The following is a 25,784-nucleotide window of genomic DNA, read 5'->3' as shown; positions in this document are numbered from 1 at the left end:
AAGTAGAACCGGCAAAACTGGCCGGTTTACTTTTATACGCAGTGGGACCGCGCGGATTTGAACCGCGGTCACGGGCACCCAAGGCCCGAAGTATACCAGACTAACCCACGGTCCCGTACACTTCCTTTTTCGGGCAGGGCGTAAAGGGTTTCGTTCTGACGCGGGCGATTACCCACCCAGCACCTGTTCGACGTCCTCATCCGTCGCTTCGGAGAGCTGGCCGGTTTCCCAGGGGTACGTGGGCGAGTCGGGCTCGGGCTCGACGGCCGCAAGCAGTGAGGCGACGTCGTCGTCGGTGGCCTCTGGAAGCGACCCGGTCGCACTGTCGTCGATCACGATCTCGTCGAATATCTCGCCAAACGCGGCGACGATGCGGTCTTCGTGTCGGGACGTGTCCAGATGGAAGTGCGCCATCGCGTCTATCGTTTCGAGTCGGCGGTTGAGGTAGTAGATGAACTCGAAGATCGGTTCCGGGTCGCGCTGGCGAAGCAACGCATCGAGCGAACTGAAACAGACGCCTACCTGTTCGTCAGCCCAGTGTTCGCAAAAGCGGCTGATCGACACCCCGATCGCCGACAGGTCCGTCGGATCCGCCACGGTGTCGACGGCGACGGGGCCGGAAAAGTCCGGTTCGTCGCTCGACTCGACAGCCCTGATGACGTCGCCGATCGAAAGTAACCCGACGCGTGCGTCCGTCGCACCGAGCGGCGGCTCCTCACACGACTCGCCAGCGAACGAGACCCGCAGGATTGCCGTTCGGTCCGCTCCACAGCAGAGCGACTCACAACCGGGTAGCTGTGCCTGCGAATCGTGCAGGAGGAGGACGTTTGCCGGCGGGGAGATAGCATCAAGCGGCGCAGATTCCATCGTTGGTCACTCGGACTGGGGGTCCGCGTTGAATTGCTATTCGGACAACACGACCTTTACCTTTCCGGCCGCTCACATCGTGCACTCCGGTCTCACGCTGTGTCCCTCCGTCACACGGACAAAGGGCGACACACGGACAGGTTCGAGACATCAAGATGTGCGTTAGAGCTCCTGGTCCCGTAACTCGATGTCCGCGATCAGGTCGAACGGCGTCGCGTCCTTGCGGATGCCGTCGAGCAGGGCGAACGCTTCGTCCGGGTCGAGGAAGTGTTCGGTGACCACCCGCCCCAGCGGCGTCGGTTCGAAACCGTCGATGAAGTCGTATTCGAGGAGCTTCCCGATCGCGTGTTTCGTCGGGACGTCGCCCAGCATGCGGTCGTTGAGCCGCTTCGCGTCACGACCGCCCACCGTGACGTTCGCTAGCGTCTCCTCGATCGCCGCCCCCTCGTCGTAGGGGGTCGTCACGGGTTCCATCTCGCCCTTGAGGAGTTTGAACGCGATCTCGTCCTCGGTCCCCTCCATCGAGTTGTGGTACGTGGTATCGGGTTCGACGAGGACGTACACCTTCCCCTCGTCGTGGTAATCCGGCCGGCCCGCCCGACCGAGCATCTGGTGGAACTCCTGGACAGAGAGCCACTCGATCCCCATCGCCAGCGTATCGAAGACGACCTGCGAAGCGGGGAAGTCGACCCCCGCCGCGAGCGCCGCCGTCGTAACGACGGCAGCCAGCTCCTGGTCGCCGAACTTCCGCTCGACGGTCTTGCGTCGCTTGTAGTCGAGCCCGGCGTGGTACGGCGCGGCGTCGTACTCGAGCTTCCTGGCGATCTCGTGACAGCGCCGCCGCGAGTTCGTGAAGATGATCGTCTGGCCGCGATAGCCTTTCGACGATTTCGTGTCGAACTCGCGCTTGACGAGCTTGTTCGCCACGCGCACCTTCTCCTGGCCGTCGGCGAAGGTGACGTGGCGCTCGATCGGCACCGGCCGCTCCTCGAACTCGATCACGGTAGCCTCCAGCGCCTTCCCCAGGTGTTCGGGGTTGCCGACGGTCGCCGAGAGGTACACCCACTGGGCCCCATCGTATCCACTCTTCTCGACGGCCCGGTTCTCGGTCGCGTACTTCAGCCGCGAGATGAGCCCGTCCAGGCGGTGGCCCCGATCGGCTTCCTTGAGCGTGTGGACCTCGTCGATGACGACGGTCCCGATGTCGCCCATGTCTTTGCCCGTCCGCAGGGCGTGGTCGATCCCCTCGTAGGTGCCGACGATGACGTCCGCGTTCGGGTCGAAGCGGTTGCCCGAGTCCGCGATTCGACTCGCCCCGACGCGGATCGAGACGTCGACGAGGTGGCCGTACTCGTCCTCGAAGTCCTCGTGCTTCTGGTTGGCCAGCGCGACGAGGGGAACCAGAAAGAGCAGCTTCCCCTTGCCCTTCAGCGCGCGGTCGATCCCGGCGAGTTCGCCGACCAGCGTCTTCCCGGTCGCCGTCGCACTCACGACGAGCTGGTCGCGCCCTTCTAGTAACCCGTTCTCGACCGCCAGGCTCTGGACTGGAAGCAAGGTGTCGAACCGGTCCTCGAGTAGCCCCTGCAGGTCTTCGTGCAGGTCGAGCGAGTCGACCGGTGCGAGGTCGACCTCGTCGGTCGTCGCGCTGATCGTATCGAACTTCGTCAGGTCCGGATCGAGCTGGCCCTTCAGGAGGTTGACGATGCGCTGGAGGTCCTGAACCTCCATCATGAGGTCTTCAAGGCGCTCTTTGGCCGCACCCGTCACGCCGCCGCTGTAGGACAGTTGGCGCTCCAGTTCCTTTCGGGCACAGTCCCGACAGATCCAGTCGCGGTCGTCTTTGACGGCGGTCTCCGTCGTCACCGGCGAATACCGGCCCTCCGACGCGCAGTATCGACAGGTCCGAACCGCCTTGGCCTTGTCGTCGAGCTGGTAGCCTGCGAGCATCTCCAGTAGCTCAGTTCGCTTCCCGGCGGACGTCTGCTCGGAGATCCGAATGCGGTCGGCCCGGCGAGCGATCTCGACGAACTCGTCGGGCTGTCTCGGCTCCTCGCTCGATCCCTGCTTCAGGCGGAACTTCGTCGGCCGCGGCCCGGCCGAGGTCTCCGACAGGCCCAGTTTCGCGCGGAACAACCGGTTGTCGTCCCGGATAGGGACCACGAGGTAGTCGTCACCGACCTGGTGGGCGAAGAGGGTATCTACCGCCTGGAACTGCTGCGACACGGACGGTCGTAGCCGCCTGTAGTACTTGAGGGGTTCGGAGTCGATGGCGACGCGATCCTCGACCATGCGATTCGCCGTCGGACGGAACCATCTCACCCGGGGGAAACGGTGACCGACCCGAAGATTTTTGGCTTGCCTAAAATCGGAACCACTAAGATAGTTTTCGGCCACCCTAAAACCGAATGGAGACCACTCAATCAGCCACAGCCCACCAGACATCGCGAACACGAGAGGGGTGGGTCAGCCGGCAGTTACTCCTGTTGTGCCTGGCGAGTACAGCGATCACGATGGTGGCCGGGTTCGTTCAGATCCGGTACGGGACGTTTACGATGAATCCGAGCGAGGTCGTCGACGCCGTGCTCGAACCCACGGTGGTGTTCAACCTCAATGCCTGGGAATTCTTCCTTCTTGGAGGGGAAATGCCGGAGTTTACCGACGCGGAGGCCATCGTCTGGAATATGCGGCTCCCGCGGGTGTTCGTCGCGATCATCACCGGGGCGACGCTCGCGGTTTCCGGTGCGATCTTCCAGGCGGTGACGCGCAACGAACTGGCGAGCCCGTTCGTTCNACGCTCGCGGTTTCCGGTGCGATCTTCCAGGCGGTGACGCGCAACGAACTGGCGAGCCCGTTCGTTCTCGGCGTGAGTTCGGGCGCCGGCTTCGCGGTATTGGCGACGCTGGTCGTTTTCAGCAGCTTTGCGCCGTTTCTGCCCGTTATCGCCGCCATCGGCGGCTCGATCGCCTTTTTGCTGGTCTACACCATCGCCTGGAAGGGCGGCACCAGTCCGGTCCGGCTCGTCCTCGCGGGCGTGATCGTCAATATGGTCTTTCAGTCGCTCCAGCAGGGACTGTTCTTCTTCGCGGACGATCTCGGCACCGTCCAGCGGGGCCTGGCGTGGATCACGGGCTCGCTCACCGCCACCGGATGGGACGAGGTCAGGATCGCGAGCATCCCTGCTATCGTCGCGATCGTACTGGCGCTCGCGGGCGCCCGGCAGCTCAACGTGTTACTGCTCGGCGAATCGACCGCGCGCAGCCTCGGGATGCGTGTCGAACGGGTGCGCTTTCTGCTATCGGGCGTAGCCATCCTCGCGGCGAGTGCAGCCATCGCCGTCGCTGGCATCATCAGCTTCTTCGGTCTTATCGTCCCGCACATCGTCCGGACCATCGTCGGAGGCGACAACCGGCAACTGGTGATCGGCTGCACGTTCGCCGGGCCGGCGCTGATGACGGCGGCCGATGTCGGTGCGAGGCTCGCACTGGGTGGTACACAGCTCCACGTGGGCGTCGTCACCGGCGTTATTGGCGGACCGTACTTCCTCTACCTGATGCGAAGACAGCAATCCATGGGTGAACTGTAGGTACCACCTCCGTTCGGCCGTCACGACGGTCGCCGCCACTCCGGCCGTCCGGACGAACGATACGCCGTCCGGTCAAGCGGGCTTCGGAATGGGTGAAGCCGGAAGAGTTTTATTATTTTAGGCGAGCCTAAAACCATGGATCAGCGACCACGGCGGACCAGACGGAGCGTGCTCCGGGCGACGGGAGCGACAGCCAGTGTCGGACTGATCGCCGGGTGTCTCACGAAAGGGGACGGGACGGACGAAGCCGAAGCCGACGGGAGCTACAGCGTTACCATGGAGCCTGTCGGGACGGTCGAATTCGACTCGGTCCCGGAGGCATGGGTTCCCTACACCGGTGACTACGCCGATATGGGTGTCGCCCTCGGACAGGCCGACGGGCTCTCCGCGATCGGCATCCGGGCCCGGTACGGGACACACTACTACGACGAGATTCCTGGCGTCTCGGTCGACGAGAGCGAACTCACGGAACTCTGGCAGGGGAGCACGGACCGGGAAATCTTCTACGCGCTCGAGGCCGACGTCCACGTGATCGATCCCAACTTCATGATCAATCGGCTCGGCTGGGACCAGGGAAAGATCGACGAGATCGAAAACGGCGTGGCCCCGTTCGTCGGCAACACAATATTCTCGGGCAGCTACCCGTGGCACGACTACGCCCAGTACACTCTCTACGAAGCCTTCGAGAAGATCGCGGACCTCTTCCAGGCGCGCGACCGCTACGAGGCGTTCGCGAGTCTTCACGACGAAGTACTGGCGGACGTCCAGTCGCGCCTTCCCGACGAGAGGCCCGACGTGGCGATCCTCTTCCCCGCGGAGGTACCCCCGGAGTCGTTCTATCCCTACGTCATCGACGACGGCACGCAGTCCAAACAGTGGAACGACCTCGGCGTCGGACGCGCCCTCGCCGAAAGCCACGTCGCCGATTTCCACGAGAGTCGCGGGACGATCGACTACGAGACGCTACTCGAGGTCGACCCCGATGTCATTGCCATCAGACAGGATGACGGCGTCATCGACGAGGATTTCGAGAGCCAGATCGTCGACCACATGAAGGACCACTCCGTGGCGAAGAAACTCACCGCCGTCCAGACCGATCGCGTCATCCCCGGCGGGATGATCTACCAGGGACCGATCATCAACCTGTTCCAGCTCGAGGACGCCGCCCAGCGGCTCTTCCCGGACGAATTCGGTGGCGAGGAGCTGTTCGATCGAGCGGCCGTCGGCGACATCGTCGCCGAGGATAGCTAACGATGGACGAACCTCAGGACGGTACGGCGGGGGACACCGCCGACGGTTCGACGAAGGACGAGACCACGTCGCCAGACTACGACGTCGTCATCGTGGGCGGTGGCCCGGCCGGCTGCGCGGCCGGCGTCTTCACGGCACGATACGGCCTCGACACCGTCATCTTCGACCGAGGCAACTCCTCGCTCCAGCGATGCGCCTTCCTCGAGAACTACCTCGGCTTTCCCGCCGGAATCGACGTCGAGACGTTCGCCGACCTGATCCACGACCACGCGAGGAAAGCGGGGTGTGAACTCGTCGACGACATGGTTACCGCCGTCGAGCGCTCGGCCGACGCCGACGGTGACGGCGATACCGCAGGCGGCGAACCGGTCGAGAACCCACAGCCCCCGCGCTTCGTCGTCGAGACGCAGGATGGCCAGCAGGCCAGGGCGGCGCACGTGCTCACAGCGACGCGCTACGGCGGCGACTACCTTCGACCGCTCGATGACGACGACGCGATGTTTCGGACGTTCGAACGAGACGGCGAGTCGACCGAGTACTTCGACCCGGACTACCCCGCCGAAGACGGTCGGACGCCGATCGATGGCCTGTACGTCGCCTCGCCGAACGGCGATCGCGACACGCAGGTCGTCACCGCTGCCGGCCAGGGCGGCCACGTTGCCAGATCGCTCATTACGGACCGTCGCCGTGAGCAAGGCTATCCCGAACCCGTCGCCGACTACTGGGACTGGTTCCGGCGTGCCGCGGAACTCCCCGCGGACGAGCGTCGGGAGCACTGGCGATCGTACTTCGATGAACGCGTGCCAGACGATCATGGGCTCGGGGAAGCGCAACTCGCGGCCCTCCGCGCAGCCGACGTCGATCGGCTCTCGCAGGCGTACTGCGACCCGGCGGCCGTCGAGGACCGAACCCAGCGAGGCTACGACCGGCTCCTGGATCACGTCGGCGAGGAACGGATTCGAGCCTATCTGGACGAGTCGGACGCGCAGTAACGCGCTCGACAAGCGGTCGATCGTCGGTGTCGACGATCTACTCCTCGCCGCCCACGTCGAGCATCTCGAAGACGAACGTCCACCTGTCCAGTTGCTGTTCGATCTGGATGGAGGTCGCGGTCCCGGCACCGTGACCCGTCCCTTCGTCGCCGCGGAAGCAGATCGGGGCGTCACCGGTCGTGGCGTGCTGAACGCGGGCGGTCATCTTTCGGGCGTGAGATGGGTGGACCCGCGTATCGCCGGCGGCCGTCTGGAAGAGCGTCGCCGGGTACGCCGTCTCCTCGACGTTGTGGTACGGCGAGTACTCGCGGAGCCACGCGAACTCCTCGGGGTCGTCCGGCGAGCCGTACTCCGGCGTCCAGGTCGCCCCGAGCAGGAATTCGTGGAAGCGAAGCATGTCGAGCAGCGGCACCGCACAGATAGCAGCGCCGAAGAGTTCGGGCCGGCGCGTGATCGCTGCACCGACGAGCAGGCCGCCGTTCGAGCCACCCCAGGCAGCCAGCCGATCCGAGTTCGTGTACCCCTCTTCGATCAGCGCCTCGCCCGCGGCCTCGAAGTCGTCGAAGGTATGGGTCTTCTGCGCGCGGTGACCGGCCTCGTGCCACGCCTCGCCGAACTCGAGGCCGCCGCGCAGGCAGGCGACGGCGAAGACGCCACCGTCGGCCAGGAACGGCAGCCGATACGCGTCGAAGCTCGGCAAGAGCGGGATCCGGAAGCCACCGTAGCCGTACAGGATCGTCGGCGCGTCGCCATCGGGATCGAGATCGGCGCGATGGACCACGTACACTGGTACCGTCGCTCCGTCCGTCGAGTCGACCCACAGACGCTCGACGGTGAGGGAAAGCTCCGCCCGCGGGTCGAGTTCCGCCGGGAGGTCGGGTTCCTGAACGACGGTCCAGTCGTCGGGCCCCGCCCCGGGTCCAGCGTCGACGTGGACGATGCTCGACGGCCGGTCGAACGTCTGGAGCGCGAGGAACGCCTCGTCCATGTCCGCGCTGCCACCGAGGGCGCCGCGACCGACCCCGGCATACTCGGGCAGGGCCAGTTCGTGGCGTTCGGTGCCGTCAGCGTCGTGAAGGGAGACGACCGAACGGGCCTCGCGGATCCGGTGGATGGCCAGTCCGCCGCCGGCCGGCGCGACGTCGAACAGGACGTCGTCACTCTCGGGAACGACGGGCTCGAACGCGTCCAGGCCCGTCGAATCGGACGGAAGTTCGGCGGCGCCCCCGTCAGCGAGGGCCGCGGCGTCGATACCGAGAAGCCGGAATCGCGGCGCGTCGTGGTTCGTCAGGAGGAAGACCCGCCCCTCGTGTGCCAACAGTTCGAGCGAGGCGTCGACATCGGTGACCAACGGGACCAGCTCGTCGTCCTCGAGCACGTACAGCTCCGTGTCCGAAGCCAGTTCGCCAAGCGAGACCAGAACCAGCCCAGTCTCGCGGTCGACCTGGACCTGCGGCCAGCGACGTTCCGGAATGGCCTCGGTGACGAGGCGGTCCGCACCGTCGTCGCCGATCTCGTGGTACCGAATCGCCTTCTCGAGCAGTTCGTCGTCGGCCGCGCTCCCGGTCTGCTGGTAGTAGAAGCCGTTCCCCTGCCACGCGACCGAGAACTCGCCGCAGCGCCCGACGTCGTCGACCCGGTCGATAACCGCGCCGCGCTCGACGTCGAGCACGCGCAAATCGAACTCTTCGGTTCCACCGTCCATCAACCCGTAGACGACGCGTTCACCGTCCGGATCAGGGACGAACCAGCCCAGTGAGACCGTCTCGCCGAACTCGGTCGGGTCGACCAGGGTTCGCGGCTCGGCGTCCCGTTCGGTGCGCACGGTCAGCCGGGGTTGATCGGCGTCCGCTGCCTCGATCAGCTGGAAGTACCGCCCGCCGCGGGCGACCGGCAACTGGTAGGTCGCGTGCTCGGCGACGCGCTCGAACTGCGGCCTGAGGCTCTCGCGGCGATCGGTCTCGACGAACTGATCGGTGTAGGCGTTCTGGGCATCCTCCCACTCGCTCACGGCCTCGTCGCTGCCCTCGAGCCAGCGGTAGGGATCCGTGATCTCCTCGCCGTGCAGTTCCTCGATAACCGGGTCCCGCTCGGTCGCCGGCGGGTCGGAACCTGTCGGGGTACGCATGCTACTGACTCGAGAGGGAGGCGCCATCAAGGCTCGGGAAGCGGCGGCCATCGACTACTCGATCAGTTCGATCGCATCGTCACCGTTGGGAACCGCACAGAGGAACGCGCCGTCTTCGTCGCCGTCTGTCGAGTTGAGACAGCCCACCGCCGCCTCGATGGCGGCATCCGCCCTCGGGTGCTGGCTCCGTCGCGTCGGGGAACGATCGTTTCGCACCCCATCTGATCCCGCAGTCGCTTCGCTCAGGGTCCGAACCCGCTCGCACTCGCCGACACCCGGAGTATTTTGAGGGTAGAAGCGATAGCTCGTGCATGGAGTACACCACCCTCGGCTCGACGGGCGTGGAGGTTAGCCGACTGTGCCTGGGCTGTATGAGCTTCGGGACGAGCGACTGGCGGGAGTGGGTCCTCGGTGAGGAGGAGTCCCACGAGATCATCGAGCGAGCGATCGACCTGGGGATCAATTTCTTCGACACCGCGAACATGTACTCCGATGGGGAGTCCGAGCGCGTGCTCGGGGACGTCCTCGCGGAGTACGACCGCGACCAGCAGGTCGTCGCGTCGAAGTGCTACTTCCAGATGGACGAGTCGAATCCGAACTCCGGCGGGCTCTCCCGGAAGGCGATCGAGCAGGAACTCGAGCGCTCGCTGGAGCGCCTGGGGATGGACACGATCGACCTCTACCAGATCCACCGCTGGGACGACGATACCCCCATCGAGGAGACGCTCCGAGCACTCGAAGACGCCGTCCGGCGCGGGCAGATCCGCTACGCCGGCGCGTCCTCGATGTGGACCTACCAGTTCGCCGACGCCCTCCACACGAGCGATCGACAGGGGCTGGAGCACTTCCAGACGATGCAGAACCACTACAACCTCGTCTACCGCGAGGAGGAACGGGAGATGTTGCCCCTCTGCGAGCGAGAAGACGTCGGGGTCATGCCCTGGAGCCCCCTCGCCCGGGGCTATCTCACCCGACCACACGAGGAGATCGACGCGACCACACGCGGCGAGACGGAAGAGCACATGTACGAACACCCCTATCGCGAGGGCAGCGGGACGGAGATCAACGAGCGCGTCGCGGAGCTGGCCGCCGAGAAGGGTGTGACGATGGCCCAGATCGCGCTGGCGTGGCTGCTCCACCAGGACGCCGTCGACGCGCCGATCGTCGGGACGACGAGCGTCGAGCATCTAGAGCAGGCCGTCGAAGCGCTCGAGATCGACCTTTCGGCGAGCGACCAGGCGTACCTGGAAGAACCCTACGAACCCGTACCGGTCTCCGGGCACGACTGATCGGCAACAGTCACAACGTGGTCGCTGACGACGTGACCCGACGAATCCCGATCAGCCACCCGCGCAGTTCGGCGACGGCGCCTCGGGATCGAGACGGGAAATCAGTAGCAGGCCGAGGGTACCCAGCGATCCCACGATGCGTTGTCGACGATTCACTTCTCGCGTCGCTCCTGCTCACTCGATCAGTTCGATCGCGTCGTCACCGTTTGGAACCGCACAGAGGAACGCGCCGTCCTGGTCGCCCTCGTTCCGGTACCAGTGCGGGACGCCAGCCGGAATCAGCAGCGAATCACCGGCCGAGACGGTGTGTTCCTCGTCGCCGATACCGACGACGTACTCGCCAGCGAGGACGTACTGCTCGTGCTCGACGTCGTTCGTGTGTTTTGGCACCTCGGCGCCCGCATCGAGGGTAAATCGGCGGATCGCGAAATTCGGCGCACCGTGGTCCTCGGCGATCAGGACGCCCTTCGCCAGGCCGTCGGCAGCGTCGACCGATTCGTACTCGATGTCGTCCGCACCTCGGATGACCGGCTCGCTCATATGTGGGCGTCGGTGGCCACCGTCAAAAGATCGATCGATTTCGCGGGCTGTCCGATGGGATCGCAGGGCCGTGGCAGTGGGTAGTGCGTCGCCACAGTGGGACGGCCGTAGCTCGGGGTGGTGGGCGCCACAGTGGGACAGCCGTCGCTCAGAAGGGTAAGTGCTGCAGTCAAGAGTCGATACCTCAGCGAATTCGCCTTACAGGCGCTCGACGTTCGTTGCGCGCGGGCCCTTGGGGGCCTGCTCGATCTCGAACTCGAGTTCCTGTCCTTCCTCAAGGTCCGGGCCGCCGATGTCTTCCATGTGGAAGAACACGTCGTCGTCCGCGTCCTCAGTCTCGATGAATCCGTAGCCGCCAGTGTCGTTGAAGAAATCAACGGTTCCTTTCGCCATTGCGCTCGAATAGACGGGGGCAGCACTCATAACACTTCCGACTCCCACAATGCCGAAAAAACAGGCGCCAGAAGCACCTAGACTTCAATTGACGGCTGAACGTCCCTCCCATCGCCGATCACGACGCGTCGATATCGTCGGGGACCAGCCGATAGATAACCATCGCGGTCACGTACGAGACCATGAACAGGCCGAAGCCGACGACGAAGCCACCCAGTTCTCTCGTTCCGATGCCGTCGGGGTTGAGGGCCGCCAGGATAGCCAGCCCGACGAGGAAGAGTGCGGTGATGAAGACACCGACGGCGGCGTAAAACGCCAGATCCGAGTCGAAGAGGCGACGCATTTGACGTAGGTTGCTAGGCGAGACGGCGTGATAACCGTGGCGACCGAGCGACACGGTGTTGGCGGTTTTCTGACAGCGTTCGACCCACCGAGCGATCCGTGACCGGTTACAGGAGCGTCGCGACGGCGTCGTGATACGAGGCCGAAAGCGAGTCGCGAATCGAGGCCGGATCGGTTGCGCCGTCGACGTTGACGAGGCGCGTCCGGCCGAGTTCCGACCCGTACGTGCCGTGGAAATCGTAGACGAACCCGTAGACGGAGACGTCGTCCGGAATCTCCGGCGCATCGAGCAGGAAGTCGATCTGGGTGTGGACGTTGTACTCGACGAGTTGATCGCGAACGGTCGCCTCGTCGACCCCATCGGCCGGCGTCCCGTCGGTGGCCGCATCGACGCGCTCGTCAGTCAGCCCGGCCTCGACGACGGGAACGAGTAGTTCGACGAGCTTCGAGACGCCGAGCGGGCGCGGCGCCGGTTCGCCGCGGACGACGTCGTAGGCCGCAGTCACCGCGCCGCAACCGGTGTGGCCCACGACCGCCACCGCCTCCGTCCCGCAGTGGTGGATCGGGTACAGGACGCTCCCGTTGACGATCCGTTCGCCGACGTCGGCGTCCCAGACCTGGTTGCCGATGTTGCTCGCCGTGAAGTGCTCCCCCGGCTCGTCGACGTGCCACATTCCCTCCTGGGAGACCCGCGAATCCGAACAGCAGACGGAGACGACGTCTGGTTCCTGCCCGTCCTGCACCGCCTCGAACGTTCCATCGGGGACCTGTTCGACGTGCTCGTCGTTGCCATCGAGCAACGCGGCGAGATGTTCGTCCATAGCGGAGGGATGGGCGGGGGAGCCCAATAACGATTCGGCTCGGCGCGATCGGTCCCACGAACCGCCGTGGACACGGCATTCGTCCGATCGGCGACAGCCGGAGCGACATCGATCACGGCTCGCGCACGCGTCATATGTTCCGATACGATTTAGGCGAGGCGTCCGGAACCACCATACAACGAATGCTCGATCGGACCTACGTGCGCGAACACCCCGATGAGGTACGCACAGCGCTGGCGAACAAAGGGGTCGATCTCGACCTCGACCGGCTCCTCGCAGTCGACGAGGAGTGGCGCGAGCTCAAAGCCCGCGGCGACGACCTCCGCCACGATCGTAATCAGGTGAGCCAGCAGATCGGCGAACTGAAACGGGACGGCAAAGACGAAGAAGCCGAGGCCGCCATCGAGCGCTCGAACGAACTCAAAGCCAAACTCGAGGAGGTAGAGCAGCGAGCGGATGTCCTCGAAGCCGAACTCGAAGAGGGACTCCTCCGGCTCCCCCAGATCCCCGCCGACGAAGTCCCCGTCGGGGAAGACGAGAGCGAGAACGTCGAGCGCCGGCGCGAAGGCTTCGACGAGCTGCGCGATCTTCCCGACGAAGTCGTTTCTCACTACGATATCGGTGAGGACCTGGAACTGATCGACTTCGAGCGCGGCGCAAAAGTCTCGGGCGGCGGCTTCCAGTTCCTCAGAGGGGACGGCGCCCGACTGGAGCACGCGCTGATCCAGTTCTTCCTCGATGTCCACCGCGAGAACGGCTACGTCGACGTGCTCCCACCGATCCCGGTCAACTCGGCCTCGATGCGTGGGACCGGCCAGTTCCCGAAGTTCACCGAGGACGCCTACCGCCTCGGGGCGGACAACGACGAGCCGTACGACGACGATGACCTCTGGCTCCTGCCGACCGCGGAGGTGCCGGTCACCAACATGCACCGCGACGAGATCTTCGTCGACGAGGATCTCCCGCTGAAGTACGCCGCCTACTCCCCGAACTTCCGACGCGAGGCCGGCGAACACGGTACCGAAACTCGCGGCTACGTCCGCGTCCACCAGTTCAACAAGGTCGAACTCGTCAATTTCGTCCGCCCGGAGGAGAGTTACGACCGCTTCGAGGGCCTCGTTGCGGAGGCCGAGGAGGTCCTCCACCGGCTCGAACTACCCTATCGCATCCTCGAGATGTGCACCGGCGACCTCGGCTTCACCCAGGCGAAGAAGTACGACATCGAGGTTTGGGCGCCGGGCGACGACATGGACGACGGTCCCGCGGAGGGCGGGCGCTGGCTCGAGGTCTCGTCGGTCTCGAACTTCGAAGACTTCCAGGCCCGCCGCGCGGGCATCCAGTACCGCCCCGAACGCCACGAGTCGGCCGAGTACGTCCACACCTTGAACGGCTCCGGCGTCGCCGTCCCGCGCGTGATGGTCGCCATCATGGAGTACTACCAGAACGACGACGGCACGATCACCGTTCCCGAGGCCCTGCGCCCCTACATGGGCGGCCAGGAGGTCATCGAGGGGCACGATACGGTCGGCGAGAGCGCGCTGGGCGAGGATTGAGCGAGTGCGAGGTTCGAACGGACGTGAGAACCTCGGTGGTGCGAACGGGGAGGTACGACCCGTGAGCGAAGCGAAATCCTCGAGGCGGAGCGGCGACCGCCGGGAGCCGCGGAGCGGGAGAAGGAGGCGACTGAGGAGACGGGGTCGGAGCATCGAAGGCGCGAAAAACGCGGAAATGCGAACGGCTCAGCTGTGATCACGGCGAGGGCGGTGCCCGCGGCCGTGTGAAGACCCGAAACGAAGTCAGGCGGGATGGACGGTTAGTTCCGGAAAGTAGGTCCGGTAGAACGCAGTATCGAAGCTAATCAGCGCATCGGCGTCCGCTGCTGCGTGACCACCGATGACGAAGTCCGCGGCGATGTGCCGGCGCGGTGTGAGTTCCTCCCGACACGATTCACACTGGACGATCTGTTCCGCCCCACAAGCCGGGCATTGAAGTCCGTCGGGCCGACGAGTCGTGTACTCCCGGAATCGATCACCCGCCCGGTACGACGCCGCCCGTGACGGCTCGACGAGTTGAATACTGAGATCGGAGAGAAACCGATCGAGGTCGGACGCGGTATCGAAGTGGCCATCTCCGGCGAGTTCGGCGTACACGATCGGCGTCGTGACGACTCGGCCGTCTCGGTACGCTCGTCGGAGTTCAGTTTCGCTCGTACCGGCGTGTTCGTCGTCGTACAACAGCGCGAGAAGCGCGTTCGTGTCGACGGCGGTGATCACGACGCATCCTCCGACGGTTCGCGTTCGTCGTCGCCCACGGCTCGTGGGAATTCACCCCGGAGTCGGCGCATCCGCTCCGGCATGGATTCGTCGCTCTCCGCGCTCCCCCGGTACTTCTCGAAGGGATCCGTGCCGTCCTCCGTCGTCGGCGCCTTCTTCTGGATCTTGTACCCCGAGTCGACGGGCTCGAAGGTGATTTCGTCGCCCGATTCGATCCCGAGTGCGTCCCGAATCTCCTTGGGAATGGTGACCTGACCCTTGGTGGTGACGCGCGGCATACCGGGGCTACGAGGTAATACATATTGAGTATTACGGAAGGAATCATACCAGTGTTGGCGGGAGACGGGACGACGTTCACCGAAGGACACCGGACACACGGATGATCCTACCCGGATACAAAACAGGAAACTACAAGAAAGACAGATTTCGAGGCCTCTCACGAAGTTTCGGATAGCACCGTGCTAAGGTGTTCACGTCGAAACGAATCGGGACCTCGGCCGGAAAGTCGGTCGATGTCAGCATCACTCATCCAGCAGACCGAAGAGCACTTCCCCGGCATCGGTCGGCGTCTAATTCTCCCCACCCCTCGCGGTCCGCGGACGCCGTCTCCTGGTTTTAACTCAGCTTTGAGTTGAGTAGGAAGATGGTGCCGAGGAGCGGTGCCAGAATTTCGTCCGCCGACTCGGGAACGTGTTCGAAGAAACCGAGCGCGGATGGACGGCATTCGAGGAAGCATCGGACGGTGGGACGGCCAGTGTATTCCGGGAGTACGGGTGGGAGACGGGCGACAACGGCCAGTTATCGTACCGTAAGCGCCCTCGGGTCGAGTATCGCACCTCCACGGATAGTGGGTCTACAGGCCTCGAGCCAGCTCTCAGTAACGCACAGTATACTCCTCATTGTTGCACTGAGAGTACTCTTTCGACCCGGTCACTGTTACTGCACTCCTCACTCACGGTTCTATACCCTACTACTGGTCCGGTCTCCCCCGCAGGATCTCACTCCGACTGGTCGTTCTTTGCGACTTCGGTGATGATCACGTCCCAGTCAGGATGTTCGACTCCATTCCGGCACTCGAATCCGCCTTTCACGTCGATTCCATTCTTATAGGCCCCGATAAGGAGCGTTTGTAGCGCCGCGTTCAATTCCGCCTTCGACGTGGGCGGAGTTTCCTCAGACATCGTCTTCCCACTTCCTCTCGCATTCCTCCGCTGCTAGTTCGGGCGTTGGTGTGACGGTAACCACGCCGTAGCTATGTACGGTTATTTCGTGACCCTCGTGGGAGAATGTAACGTGGACATCTCCACCCGTCCCGTTTCGAACGCAGACGAGTGTATCCAACGCCTCTGAGTCAACAGTCGCATGTAGCGTGTCTAGTTCGACCGGATCAACGTCCATCACGTCCGCCAACGTTGCGATAACAGCCACGCTTGCGGGTGTTTTCGCCTGGTCAAACTGCGTACGGACGGTCACAGGTTCCTGATAATACTCGACCGCTTCTACTCCAACCCCAGCCACCATCGTGCCCATATTGACCTATTTTAGTGGGCTGAATCGGTTTAACGCACCTACTGATTATACAGTGGGTTTAAATAAAGAGCCACCAGGAAGCTCACGACGAACTGACGAGAGTCGCTCCAACGAGGCGTCGGTGTCCGCGACGAAGGCGGGACGAAAGCGATTGTTGAGTGATATCAAGTTCGACTGCGATTTCTTCGAGTGATGCCTCGCGTGGGGTGTCGAAGTAGCCACGCTCGTAGGCCAATACCAGTGCCTCCCGCTGGGCTTCGGTCAGTTCGTATCCTTCTCCCTGGATCGGAAGCATGGCGTGGACAGCGGTGATCTCGATCGGAATATCGTTTTTCTGACAGAGATCCCGAAACTCGGCGATCGGCTCCTGACTTTCTCCGCGCACCTCGAATCGCCATTCGTCTTTCGTTCCGATCCCAGTGAGCAAGACGACGTTAGCCTTAGCAAGCGCACTCAGCACGCCGAAGTACTCTTGCTCCCACTCCGCACGCATGAGATACTCGGCCTCGACGCTATCAACCAGGCGAATGTTGCTCACCCCAGCGTGTGATTCGAACTCGGCCTCGATGTCTTCCGCTTCGGCACCACGGACCCAGAAGTACGGAATGATCAGCGTCTCGTGTGGAATCAGTCGCTCCAGTTCGACCGTCACTCCCGGCAAGTTCTCGAATACAGTTCCCAGTGGAAACTCCGCTGTCGGACTCGTAAACTCCATGACGGTCGCCATGCGGGAGCGTTCGTCCGACAGGCAGATAATCGATGAGGGTGGTGGACCATGGCACGGACCCAGACAAACAGGGCGAGTGGCCAGCATAGTGCGTTCTCCCGGGGAGTAAAACGGTTAGAAATCCGGACAGCATGGTGCACCATGTCATTTCCTTTTGTACCACCCGGAGTAATCTAGCCGCACCACCGAGCATGAGTGTGATAGCGGAGGTTCGAATACCACCCGATGACTTCGAGCTCGGGCAAATTCTCGATCTCGATGAAACGTCGGCCATCGAACTCGAAACGCTCGTCCCGAGTGGAGACGTTACCGTGCCGCTCTTCTGGGTCTACGAACCGGTCGAAAACGGCTTTCTCGAAGCCGTCGAGCGCTACCCGACCGTCAATAGCGTCACGGAGGTGGACGTGTTCGAAGACAGAACCCTATTCAGGCTCGATTGGGATGCGAGCCAGGACCATCTCTTTAAATGCATCTTGGGCAACGATGGACAGATACTGGGTGCGACCGGAACGTCCAAAAAGTGGGATTTCGAGATTCGGTTCCCCCACCGAGAAGAGTTGAGCGAGTGTCAAACCTGCTGTGAGGACGCTCACATCTCACTGGAGTTCGTTCGCGTATACAACCCTGCGGGCCCAGAGTCTGGTCCGTGGTACGGCTTGAGCGATCCACAACGCGAAGCGCTTTCGCTCGCCGTTCGACTGGGATACTACGACATTCCACGAGGGTGTACGACCGAAGAGCTCGCAGACGAACTCGGAATTTCAGATCAAGCAGTGACGGAGCGTCTGCGTCGTGCCATCGGGGCGTTCGTTCGGCATTCACTCCTCACTCCCGAGTCCGAGGAGTAAGTGGATCGGCTGGCCCCTTTGTGCACCATGGAATAGACCCAGGCAGCAGTGGCTCCGTTTTTGTGAGTATGGACGGAAATGCGGAGCGAGGTGTACATGGTCTCCAGCAGATCGACGGTCTCGACAGTTCGGTGAAACGAGCGAGACCGGTCTCCCCCGATAGGCTTCTGGCGGTAGTAGCGAACGAACATAGACGGGCTATCCTCAACTCACTGACTAGCGCATCCGATCAGACACTGGAATACGATGCGCTTGTAGACCGTGTTGCAGACAGGGTTCGGGACGAAGACGCAGAGCGGGCATCCGACGAACATCATCAACGCGTCCGGATCGCGCTGACCCATGCGCACCTCCCAAAACTGGAGGAGGTCCGAATAATCGACTACGAGGCTGAAACGGGGTTCGTCCAGTTTACTGGCGGTAAACTCGAACAAGAACTCCTGACGCTACTTGAGTCGTACGGCGCCGACGAGTGACAACATATCGGAGCGGTATTCCTCTCGTTCGAGCGAATTCACCTCCCTCTCAAACAGCGGCTTCGGTGGTCCCTCCGGTGACCACGTCTCATGCACCGAGCGATCACCATCGTCGCAAAAAAGGCCACATCCCGTGCGACAGTCGCGCTGCGTATCTCGCCCGAATCGGCAAATGTAACAAAATTCACTATAATTTCCGGTGTTCGATACGGCTGGAACACGCCTATCCATCGGAACGACAGTGCAGAAAGCCTATTGCGTCGTTATGGATCGAACCGGTATGGAGACTGAACCACTCTCGGCGAAAGACGAAGCCCTCATCGACCGGATCACGGAAACGAACGAACGCACGTTCGATCCGGACTTCTTCGACGGCGCACACATCGTCGCCGCCGGCGTGCGGACGACGGACGGCTCGATCTACGAGGGTGTGAGTCTGCCGGCGAGCATCGGCCGTGCGTCGATGTGTGGCGAACCGGTCGCCGTCGGCGCCGCGATCGCCGATGGGTACAGTCACCACGAGATCGAAACCAGCGCCGCCGTCGCGTACCCGATGCCCGCTCACGATACGGACGACGCACGGGTGATCCCGCCCTGTGGGTCCTGTCGGGAACTGCTGGCAGATTACAACGAGGAACTACGCGTCATCGTCCCCGTCGACGGTGAGAATCGGGTCGTGCCTGCGATCGACCTCCTCCCGACACGGACGTGGTGAGCGAGTCTACTGCACGGTTCGCACGACCGGGAACCGTTCGATGAAAAGCTGATACAGAAATCGAAGGGCGGACGACGAGGGTCACGCGAGCGGACCGCGTTATCCACCGAGCGTGAAAAGCGAGGCACTCGTTCGGTCGGGTCAGCGACGATTCTGTACCGATCGAGGAGGTGACTGACGGCTCGGTCCCGGGCGACCAGACGGCTCCGACAATGGCTCGAGCGTGGATCCGGGTATCATCGAACGCCCGTAGAGCGCCACCAGAGCGGCGGTTACCAGCCACCACGCGCCCGAGCCGACGACGAACCCGAGCGACACCATTCCGTCGAGGACGCCACCCGATCCACCCAGGACGGCCCCGACGTTGATCGAAGCGTGCATCCCTACCGCCGGGAGCACGCCGCCGTCTGTGGCGTTGACGAGCGCACCGAGGACGGTCGACGCACCGAGGACGAACGTCGTGTACTGGAGGAGAAACAGCGGGTCGGCGGTGAAGTTCGGGTGACCGAGAAAGAGCGGGAGGTGCCACGCCCACCACAGCACGCCGACGGCGAGTCCCGCCGAAAACACAGACAATCGGCCCTGAAACTGCCGCTGGAGGAATCCGCGCCAGCCGAACTCCTCGACACCGCCGAAGAGGAGCACGTTGAGCAGGAAAAAGCCCAGTAGCAGGGACAACGGAGCAGGCGGCGAGTAGCGAAGCGTGCCGCCGCCTATCGCGGCGAGTACCGGTTGGACGTTGGTTACGAGCACGGGAAGGGCGAGCGCGCCGAGAGACAGACCCGGGTGGAACCGCCACTGGAGGACGCGGCCGAGCCACCCCCGAAGCGGAACGTCGCTCGCCCAGACGACAACCACGGCGCCGATCGGGAGACCCCACTGTCTTGGGAACGTGTTGATGTAGACCGGCAGCGTCTCCCACCAGCCGAACGCGAGATAGACCGCGTCCCATCCCCAGGACCAGCCGTAGACGACGAGTAAGAAGGTGAGAACGCGGTGGCGTTTGATTCGCGATCGGATCCCGAAGAGTTCGCGGACCATCGTCTCCTCTCGAGATACTCCCTCCCCGGGCCAAGTACCTTCTGAGTCGGTTCGCCAGGCAATAACCGCCTCGATCGGCCGAAGAGCCTCCTGCTCCAGTGCGATCGAAATCGAAGTCGAGGCACCTACGGAGCGACGCTCGGAATCTGACCGAGGTGCAGGCCAACCGACGAACGGAACCGATGCTCGATCCGCATACCTGGCGACTGAGCCGCAATAGACGGACAACGACTTACGTCGCTCGGCGTGGTCCGCAGACCACATGGTCACCACGATCGCTCCCGACCGGCTCAAGCAGTTGCTGGACGACGGGGAGGAGTTCACGTTGCTCGACACCCGCCCCGAGGAGAGTTACGGGTCCTGGCACGTCCGCGGTGCCGTCAACTACCCGTTCGGGATCCACGAGGACCTGGACGACGGCCAGCTTGACGAGATCGAAGAACTCGTCGGCGACGACCGCGTCGTCACGATCTGCGCGAAGGGACTCTCCTCGGGCAACCTGGCCACCCAGCTCGCCGAAGAACTGGACGACCGGGAAGTGAACGCCGTCGACGGCGGGATGAAGGCCTGGAGCGGCGTCTACGATACCGTCGAGATCGACGTCGGCGAGTCCGCCCGCACGGTCCAGCTCCAGCGCCGGGCCAAGGGCTGTCTTTCCTACGTAGTCGGTTGCGCGGAGACGGGCGAGGCCGTGGCCGTCGACCCGACGGAGGACATCGACGAGGTGAAAGCCGCGGCCGCCGGGAGCGACCTGACGATCTCGGCCGTGCTCGACACGCACGTCCACGCCGACCACGTCTCCGGCGGCCGCCGGCTGGCCGACGAACTCGACGTGCCGTACTATCTGGGGGAGAGAGCCGCAGAGCGCGGCGTCGAGGTCGATTTCGAGGGACTCGGCCGGAACGAGACGATCGAAGTTGGCGAACTCTCGATGAAGGCGCTGTACACGCCGGGCCACACGAGCGAGATGATCTCTATGCTGGTCGGCGGCGAAGCTGTCCTGACTGCGGACACGCTGCACGTGAACTCGGTCGGGCGTACCGAACTGGAGTTCTCCGAAGACGACAGCGAGGCCCATAGCGGCTCAGGAAAGGCGAGCGGTGAAGCCGCGAACGGCGACGAGGGCGCCCGGATGCTCTACGAGTCGATCCACCGGACGTTGCTGTCCGAACCCGAATCCCTGACCGTCCTGCCCGGCCACGTCACGGTCACCGGAGATGGCGAATTCGAAGTGGGTTCCCCTGGCGAGCTGATAACCACGACCGTCCGCGACGCCCGGACTGGGATCGACGTCCTCCAGCTCGACGAGGAGAGCTTCGTCGAACGGCTGGCCGACCCCGGTGAGGAACCGGCCAACTACGAGGACATCATCGAGATCAATCGTGGCGTCCGTGAACTGGACCCCGAAGAACGGACGGAACTCGAGCTGGGCCCGAACAATTGTTCCGCGTGACCACCGATACGTTTCTCAGCGGGTATAGGTGTCGAGACGGGCGATTCGATCGGTTTCGAGCTGAAAGACGTCTGCGAATTCGAAGACGGAATCGTCGTCACCGTCGAGTAGACGGCCACGGACAGTTACGCGATCGTTGGCGCCGAACACCTCGATCAGGTCGTGACGCGTGTCGGTCATCGGTCGGTCCTCGCGCATGAACCGGACGAATTCGTCGCGACCCTCGAACGTGCGGTCCGGGCGGTGCTGAACGAACGACGGCGCGAGGATGGCTTCGAGTTCGCCGTACTCGTGGGCGTCGAGCGCGTCGTAGTAGCGCCGAATGATCGACGTGGGGTCTTCGGGCACGTCACGCCGTTTCGCGCGACGGAGCAAAAAGGCCCGTTTCGACGACCGTCAGTCGCCCGAGAGTTCCGCGGGTTCGTCGATCTGGCCGGCCTGCACGTTCCAGAGGGCGGCATACCGGCCACCCTCGTCGAGCAGTTCCTCGTGGTCGCCACGCTCGACGACCGCTCCGTCTTCGAGGACGAGGATCGTGTCCGCGTCGCGGATCGTCGACAGGCGATGGGCGATGGCGAGCGTGGTGCGGTCCTCGGTGAGGCGCTCGATCGAGCGCTGGATGGCGAGTTCGGTCTCGGTGTCCACGGCGCTTGTCGCCTCGTCCAGGACGAGGATCGGCGGGTCCTGCAGGACGGTTCGGGCGATGGCGATTCGCTGGCGCTGCCCGCCGGAGAGCTTCACGCCCCGCTCACCCACGCGCGTGTCGTATCCCTCGTCGAGTTCCTGGATGAACTCGTGGGCTTCGGCGGCTTTCGCTGCCTCGCGCACCTCGTCCATCGGGGCGTCCTGGCTACCGTAGCGGATGTTGTCGGCGATCGTCCCGTCGAAGAGGAACGTCTCCTGGCCGACGTAGCCGGTCGCCTCGCGGAGATCCTCGAGTGCGACGTCCCGCAGGTCGTGACCGTCGACGCGGATCTGGCCCTCGTCGACGTCGTAGAGTCGCATGAGGAGTTTGAGCATCGTCGATTTGCCGGCGCCCGTCGGGCCGACGAGCGCGACCATCTCGCCAGGGTCGGCGATAAAGGAGACGTCGTCGATCACGGTCTCGGCCTCGTGGTCCTCGTCCGTCATGATATCGTCGTAGGCGAAGGAGACCCCGTCGTACTCGACGCGTCCGTCGGGGTCAGTGAGGGCCACCGGATCTTCGTCGTCCTGAATCGCGACCGGGATGTCCATCAGGCCGAAGATGCGCTCGCTCGAGGCCTTGGCGTTCTCGTACTGGTCGACGATGTTCGAGACCTCTGCCAGCGGCGCGACGATGCGCTGGGTCAGCATCAGGAAGACGACGAAATCGCCCACGGAGAGGCTCCCGGAGAGCGGGCCGGGCGCCGTTCCGGTCGTGAGCCAGAGCCCGCCGACGAGGAACGTGACGGCGAAGGAGACGCCGGCCAGCAGCTCCATCCCCGGCCGGTAGAGGTAGGTGAGTTTGAGGACGTCGATCGTCCGGTCGAAGAGGTTCTTCGAGGCCTTGCGCACGCGTTCGGTTTCGTAGGACTCGTTCGCCGTCGTCTTCGTCAGCTCCATCCCGGCGATCGAGTTCTCGAGACGGGTGTTGAGCCGGGCGACGGCCGACCGCTGGCGGACGTACCGCGGTTCGGCCACGCGCATGAACCAGAGTGTGAAGCCGACCATCAGCGGCACGGCGACCAGCGTGATGAGCGCGAGTTGCCAGTTGAGGTAGAACAGCACGCCCGCGATGCCAGCGACCATCACGAGCAGGCGCAACGAGTTCATCAGGGCGTTGTCCAGAAACATCTCCAGGTTCTGGGTGTCGTTGTTGAGCACCGCCATGACCTCGCCCGTCTGCTTGTCGTCGAAGAACGTCTGGTCCAGCCGTTGCATCTTCTCGAAGCTGTCGACCCGGACAGTGTGCATCACGCCGTGGGCGAAGAGATTGGCCGTCACACCGTAGATCCAAGTGAAGATGGCGGTCACCACGAACGCCAGCGCGATGGCCGTCACCGAGAACCAGAACTGGGGCATCTGCTGGGCCGGCAACAATGCGTCGGGTACGACCGGCAGCGAGAACTCGCCAGCCCGTTCCGGCGGTGGAAAGACTGCGTCGATCGCCGTCCCGAGCACTAACGGCGCGACCAGACTGGCCATCCGCGCGACGAAGTTCGCGACCATTCCGATCGAAAACCAGCCGAGACGGTCGGTCCCGTACTCCATGAACAACCGCGTCAACGGCCGATCGACGCGCTCGCGATAGGCGTCGAACGGCGTCTCCTCCTCGTCGTAAGCGCTCACTGACCCTCCAGTTCAGTTTCGAACCGTAAACGATCCACGGTATCGGCCGACAGTGCCGGAAATCGAGACGGTCACCGTTCCACGAACAACAGTGCCTCCGACCGATCACCTCCCGCGGCGGCCGCGAGCGTGTCCGCAGGGCACGCGAGCACGGGGAAAGGCTGGACTACAATAGTGTGAGAACCGCGAGCGACCGAAGGGAGTGAGCGGGCCGACGACCCCACCGGTTGCGCGGCGCCACGCGCCGCGTAAAAGCGAGCGGCGAAGCCGCGAACAGGTGGGGGAGGAGTGCTTTTCATCGAAGTTTTGCCGCGGGCCGGCTTTGCCGGCCCGCAGAGCAAAAGTTCGTTTTACATCATGCCGCCCATGCCGCCGCCCATGCCGCCGCCGGGGGCGCCGCCGGGACCGCCCGCTTCGTCGTCACCTTTGTCGGTGGAGAGGTCGCCGGCAGAGATGATGTCGTCGATCTTGAGGACGAGGTTCGCGGCCTCGGAGGCGGAGGTCACGGCCTGCTCCTTGGCGTGGGCCGGTTCGACGATGCCGGCGTCGGCGGTGTTCTCGACGTCGCCGGTCCAGGCGTTGAGGCCGGCCTGGACGTCGCCTTCGTCGTGTGCGGAGCGCAGGTCGACGAGCGTGTCGATGGAGTCGAGGCCGGCGTTCTCGGCGAGCACGCGCGGGACGAGTTCGAGCGAGTCGGCGAAGGCCTCGACGGCGAGCTGTTCGCGTCCGGAGACGGAGTCGGCGTAGTCGCGCAGACGCGAGGCGAGTTCGACCTCGATGGCGCCGCCGCCGGCGAGGACGCGGCCGTCGGAGACGGTCTGGGCGACGACGTCCAGCGCGTCGTTGATACCGCGTTCGAGTTCGTCGACGACGTGGTCGGTGGAGCCGCGCAGGAGGAGGGTGACGCCGTGGGCGTCGTCGCCCTCGACGTAGAACAGCTCGTCCGCCGCGTCGCGGGTGACGTCACCGAAGCCGAGGTCGTCTGCGGTCGCGCTCTCCAGATCGGAGACGACGGCGGCGTCGACGACCTCCTGCAGGAACTCGAGGTCGGACTTCTTGGCGCGGCGCACGGCCAGGACGCCCTCCTTCGCGAGGTAGTGCTGGGCGAGGTCGTCGATGCCCTTCTGGCAGAAGACGACGTCGGCGCCGAGATCGACGATGTGCTCGACCTTCTCGCGAAGCTGTTTCTCCTCGCGGTCCAGGAACTGCTGGAGCTGGTCGGGGTCGGTGACCGAGACTTCGGTGTCGACGTCGGCCTCCTCGATCTCGATCGGATCGTTGAGCAGGAGGATGTCGGCGTCGGTGGCCTCGGTCGGCATATCGTCGTGGACGGGGTCCTTGTCGACGATGCCGCCCTCGAGGAGGTCGGATTCACCGGCGGAGCGGCCAGTCTGTGTCTCGATGTTGAGGAACTCGAGGTCGACGACGTTCTCGCCCTCGTCGGTCTCGACGGTGACGGCGCGGACGGCGTCGACGATGAGCGACGAGAGGTGTTCCTTGTTGAGTTCGGCGCCCTTGCCGGTCATCGACGTTTCGGCGACCGAGCGCAGGAGGTCCTCGTCCTCGGTGTCGACGACCGTGGCGATATCGTCGACTTCCTCGCGAGCCTGTTCGGCGGCCATGTGGAAGCCCTTGATGATGGCCGTCGGGTGAATGTCCTGTTCGATGAGGTCCTCGGCGTTCTTGAGGAGTTCGCCCGCGATGGCGACGGCGGTCGTGGTGCCGTCACCGGCCTCGTCCTCCTGCGTCTCGGCGACCTCGATGATCATCTCGGCCGTCGGGTTGTCGATGTCCATCTCCTGGAGGATGGTGACGCCGTCGTTCGTGATGGTGACCGATCCCATCGAGTCGACGAGCATCTTGTCCATTCCCTTCGGCCCGAGTGTGGACTTGACCGACTCGGCGACCGCTCGCGCGGCACTGATGTTGTACTCCTGCGCGTTCTCGTCCTTGACGCGCTGGGAGTCCTCGCTCATGACGATCATCGGCTGTCCCTGTTGCATTCGCTGGCTCATAGTCAAGCGAATCTATGTTTGTCCTTCTATAAAAACGTTCTTGTCCTCCACAATCGCCGACTCGAACTGCCGCCGAGGATCACTCGAGTAATCGCCATGCGTACGGAGGTTCGGCCGATCGTGTGTGATTGCCTATCGTACAGACAGGGTCGACGAACCGAATCAGGACCGGCTTTTTTATATCATGAGC

At 63.8% G+C, this 25,784-nt stretch carries 25 protein-coding genes, 1 tRNA gene and 1 pseudogene; 9 read left to right on the top strand and 18 right to left on the bottom strand.

Features of this window, described 5'->3' with window-relative positions:
• Positions 1-42: 42 nt before the first annotated feature.
• The 3 genes from C479_RS11130 to C479_RS11120 form a co-directional block, all read right to left on the bottom strand.
• A tRNA-Pro gene (locus C479_RS11130) sits at positions 43-115 on the bottom strand.
• 53 nt (positions 116-168) lie between these two features.
• Entirely contained in the window at positions 169-867 is a 699-nt protein-coding gene (locus C479_RS11125; RefSeq protein WP_007702367.1) for a DUF7504 family protein, read from the bottom strand.
• Positions 868-1,029: 162 nt separating this feature from the next.
• Complete coding sequence (locus tag C479_RS11120) at positions 1,030-3,090, bottom strand: DEAD/DEAH box helicase (protein ID WP_007702364.1); 2,061 nt, start codon at positions 3,088-3,090, stop codon at positions 1,030-1,032.
• A gap of 182 nt (positions 3,091-3,272) precedes the next feature.
• On the opposite strand from C479_RS11120, the pseudogene C479_RS11115 reads away from it, so the two are divergent.
• The 3 genes and pseudogenes from C479_RS11115 to C479_RS11105 all read left to right on the top strand — a co-directional run bounded on the left by C479_RS11115 (position 3,273) and on the right by C479_RS11105 (position 6,693).
• Positions 3,273-4,450: pseudogene (locus tag C479_RS11115) on the top strand (FecCD family ABC transporter permease).
• Between the two features lie 135 nt (positions 4,451-4,585).
• Positions 4,586-5,701: an ABC transporter substrate-binding protein gene (locus C479_RS11110; protein WP_049907249.1), complete on the top strand. Its 1,116-nt coding sequence runs from the start codon at positions 4,586-4,588 to the stop codon at positions 5,699-5,701.
• Between the two features lie 2 nt (positions 5,702-5,703).
• Entirely contained in the window at positions 5,704-6,693 is a 990-nt protein-coding gene (locus C479_RS11105; RefSeq protein WP_007702359.1) for an FAD-dependent oxidoreductase, read from the top strand.
• A 37-nt stretch (positions 6,694-6,730) separates the two neighbouring features.
• Here C479_RS11105 and C479_RS11100 read toward each other — a convergent pair whose 3' ends face one another.
• A complete protein-coding gene (locus tag C479_RS11100) occupies positions 6,731-8,821 on the bottom strand; it encodes a prolyl oligopeptidase family serine peptidase (RefSeq protein WP_007702357.1) in 2,091 nt (696 codons plus the stop codon).
• A gap of 54 nt (positions 8,822-8,875) precedes the next feature.
• Positions 8,876-9,037, bottom strand: coding sequence for a hypothetical protein (locus tag C479_RS16835; RefSeq protein WP_241430186.1), 162 nt, complete (start codon positions 9,035-9,037; stop codon positions 8,876-8,878).
• A 95-nt stretch (positions 9,038-9,132) separates the two neighbouring features.
• On the opposite strand from C479_RS16835, the gene C479_RS11095 reads away from it, so the two are divergent.
• Positions 9,133-10,110, top strand: coding sequence for an aldo/keto reductase (locus C479_RS11095; protein WP_007702355.1), 978 nt, complete (start codon positions 9,133-9,135; stop codon positions 10,108-10,110).
• A gap of 174 nt (positions 10,111-10,284) precedes the next feature.
• Here the strand turns inward: C479_RS11095 and C479_RS11090 are convergent, their stop codons facing one another.
• The 4 genes from C479_RS11090 to C479_RS11075 all read right to left on the bottom strand — a co-directional run bounded on the left by C479_RS11090 (position 10,285) and on the right by C479_RS11075 (position 12,206).
• Positions 10,285-10,650 (bottom strand): cupin domain-containing protein, encoded by a 366-nt coding sequence (locus C479_RS11090; protein ID WP_007702349.1) that lies wholly within the window; start codon positions 10,648-10,650, stop codon positions 10,285-10,287.
• A 198-nt stretch (positions 10,651-10,848) separates the two neighbouring features.
• Entirely contained in the window at positions 10,849-11,043 is a 195-nt protein-coding gene (locus C479_RS11085; RefSeq protein WP_004267330.1) for a cold-shock protein, read from the bottom strand.
• A 118-nt stretch (positions 11,044-11,161) separates the two neighbouring features.
• Positions 11,162-11,386 (bottom strand): hypothetical protein, encoded by a 225-nt coding sequence (locus C479_RS11080; RefSeq protein ID WP_007702336.1) that lies wholly within the window; start codon positions 11,384-11,386, stop codon positions 11,162-11,164.
• A gap of 106 nt (positions 11,387-11,492) precedes the next feature.
• Entirely contained in the window at positions 11,493-12,206 is a 714-nt protein-coding gene (locus C479_RS11075) for a carbonic anhydrase (RefSeq protein ID WP_007702333.1), read from the bottom strand.
• A 182-nt stretch (positions 12,207-12,388) separates the two neighbouring features.
• Between C479_RS11075 and serS the strand changes: the two genes are divergently transcribed.
• The gene (gene serS, locus C479_RS11070) at positions 12,389-13,759 is read left to right on the top strand and encodes a serine--tRNA ligase (RefSeq protein WP_049907248.1); all 1,371 of its coding nucleotides are present in this window, start codon (positions 12,389-12,391) and stop codon (positions 13,757-13,759) included.
• Between the two features lie 243 nt (positions 13,760-14,002).
• On the opposite strand, the gene C479_RS11065 is transcribed toward serS, so the two are convergent.
• The 5 genes from C479_RS11065 to C479_RS11045 all read right to left on the bottom strand — a co-directional run bounded on the left by C479_RS11065 (position 14,003) and on the right by C479_RS11045 (position 16,736).
• Positions 14,003-14,479 carry a PIN domain-containing protein gene (locus tag C479_RS11065; RefSeq protein WP_007702326.1) on the bottom strand — a complete coding sequence of 159 codons (477 nt, stop codon included), beginning with the start codon at positions 14,477-14,479 and terminating at the stop codon, positions 14,003-14,005.
• On the bottom strand, positions 14,476-14,757 hold the full coding sequence (locus C479_RS11060) for an AbrB/MazE/SpoVT family DNA-binding domain-containing protein (protein WP_007702317.1): 282 nt from the start codon (positions 14,755-14,757) through the stop codon (positions 14,476-14,478). Before C479_RS11060 ends, C479_RS11065 begins: the two co-directional genes overlap by 4 nt.
• Before the next feature lie 720 nt (positions 14,758-15,477).
• A complete protein-coding gene (locus tag C479_RS11055; protein ID WP_007702315.1) occupies positions 15,478-15,660 on the bottom strand; it encodes a hypothetical protein in 183 nt (60 codons plus the stop codon).
• Positions 15,653-16,000, bottom strand: coding sequence for a HalOD1 output domain-containing protein (locus C479_RS11050; protein ID WP_241430185.1), 348 nt, complete (start codon positions 15,998-16,000; stop codon positions 15,653-15,655). Before C479_RS11050 ends, C479_RS11055 begins: the two co-directional genes overlap by 8 nt.
• A 91-nt stretch (positions 16,001-16,091) precedes the next feature.
• Positions 16,092-16,736, bottom strand: a complete 645-nt coding sequence (locus C479_RS11045; protein ID WP_007702294.1) for a helix-turn-helix domain-containing protein — start codon at positions 16,734-16,736, stop codon at positions 16,092-16,094.
• A 191-nt stretch (positions 16,737-16,927) separates the two neighbouring features.
• Here C479_RS11045 and C479_RS11040 point away from each other — a divergent pair, with 191 nt between their 5' ends.
• The 3 genes from C479_RS11040 to C479_RS11030 all read left to right on the top strand — a co-directional run bounded on the left by C479_RS11040 (position 16,928) and on the right by C479_RS11030 (position 18,775).
• Complete coding sequence (locus C479_RS11040; protein ID WP_007702291.1) at positions 16,928-17,584, top strand: helix-turn-helix domain-containing protein; 657 nt, start codon at positions 16,928-16,930, stop codon at positions 17,582-17,584.
• 68 nt (positions 17,585-17,652) lie between these two features.
• The gene (locus C479_RS16830; RefSeq protein ID WP_007702288.1) at positions 17,653-18,060 is read left to right on the top strand and encodes a DUF7344 domain-containing protein; all 408 of its coding nucleotides are present in this window, start codon (positions 17,653-17,655) and stop codon (positions 18,058-18,060) included.
• A 280-nt stretch (positions 18,061-18,340) separates the two neighbouring features.
• Entirely contained in the window at positions 18,341-18,775 is a 435-nt protein-coding gene (locus tag C479_RS11030) for a cytidine deaminase (RefSeq protein ID WP_007702286.1), read from the top strand.
• A gap of 141 nt (positions 18,776-18,916) precedes the next feature.
• Here the strand turns inward: C479_RS11030 and C479_RS11025 are convergent, their stop codons facing one another.
• Positions 18,917-19,816, bottom strand: coding sequence for a CPBP family intramembrane glutamic endopeptidase (locus C479_RS11025; RefSeq protein ID WP_007702283.1), 900 nt, complete (start codon positions 19,814-19,816; stop codon positions 18,917-18,919).
• Positions 19,817-20,078: 262 nt separating this feature from the next.
• On the opposite strand from C479_RS11025, the gene C479_RS11020 reads away from it, so the two are divergent.
• Complete coding sequence (locus C479_RS11020; protein ID WP_007702282.1) at positions 20,079-21,269, top strand: MBL fold metallo-hydrolase; 1,191 nt, start codon at positions 20,079-20,081, stop codon at positions 21,267-21,269.
• Between the two features lie 15 nt (positions 21,270-21,284).
• Here the strand turns inward: C479_RS11020 and C479_RS11015 are convergent, their stop codons facing one another.
• The 3 genes from C479_RS11015 to thsB form a co-directional block, all read right to left on the bottom strand.
• A complete protein-coding gene (locus tag C479_RS11015) occupies positions 21,285-21,617 on the bottom strand; it encodes a nuclear transport factor 2 family protein (RefSeq protein ID WP_007702281.1) in 333 nt (110 codons plus the stop codon).
• A 48-nt stretch (positions 21,618-21,665) separates the two neighbouring features.
• Positions 21,666-23,579 carry an ABC transporter ATP-binding protein gene (locus C479_RS11010; RefSeq protein ID WP_007702280.1) on the bottom strand — a complete coding sequence of 638 codons (1,914 nt, stop codon included), beginning with the start codon at positions 23,577-23,579 and terminating at the stop codon, positions 21,666-21,668.
• Between the two features lie 350 nt (positions 23,580-23,929).
• Entirely contained in the window at positions 23,930-25,594 is a 1,665-nt protein-coding gene (gene thsB, locus C479_RS11005; protein WP_049907247.1) for a thermosome subunit beta, read from the bottom strand.
• Positions 25,595-25,784: the final 190 nt, after the last annotated feature.

Origin of the sequence: Halovivax asiaticus JCM 14624 (assembly GCF_000337515.1) — an archaeon.
Classification (GTDB): domain Archaea; phylum Halobacteriota; class Halobacteria; order Halobacteriales; family Natrialbaceae; genus Halovivax; species Halovivax asiaticus.
The sequence above is the reverse complement of the archived record's forward strand: the minus strand, read 5'-3'. Positions and strand labels throughout refer to the sequence as shown.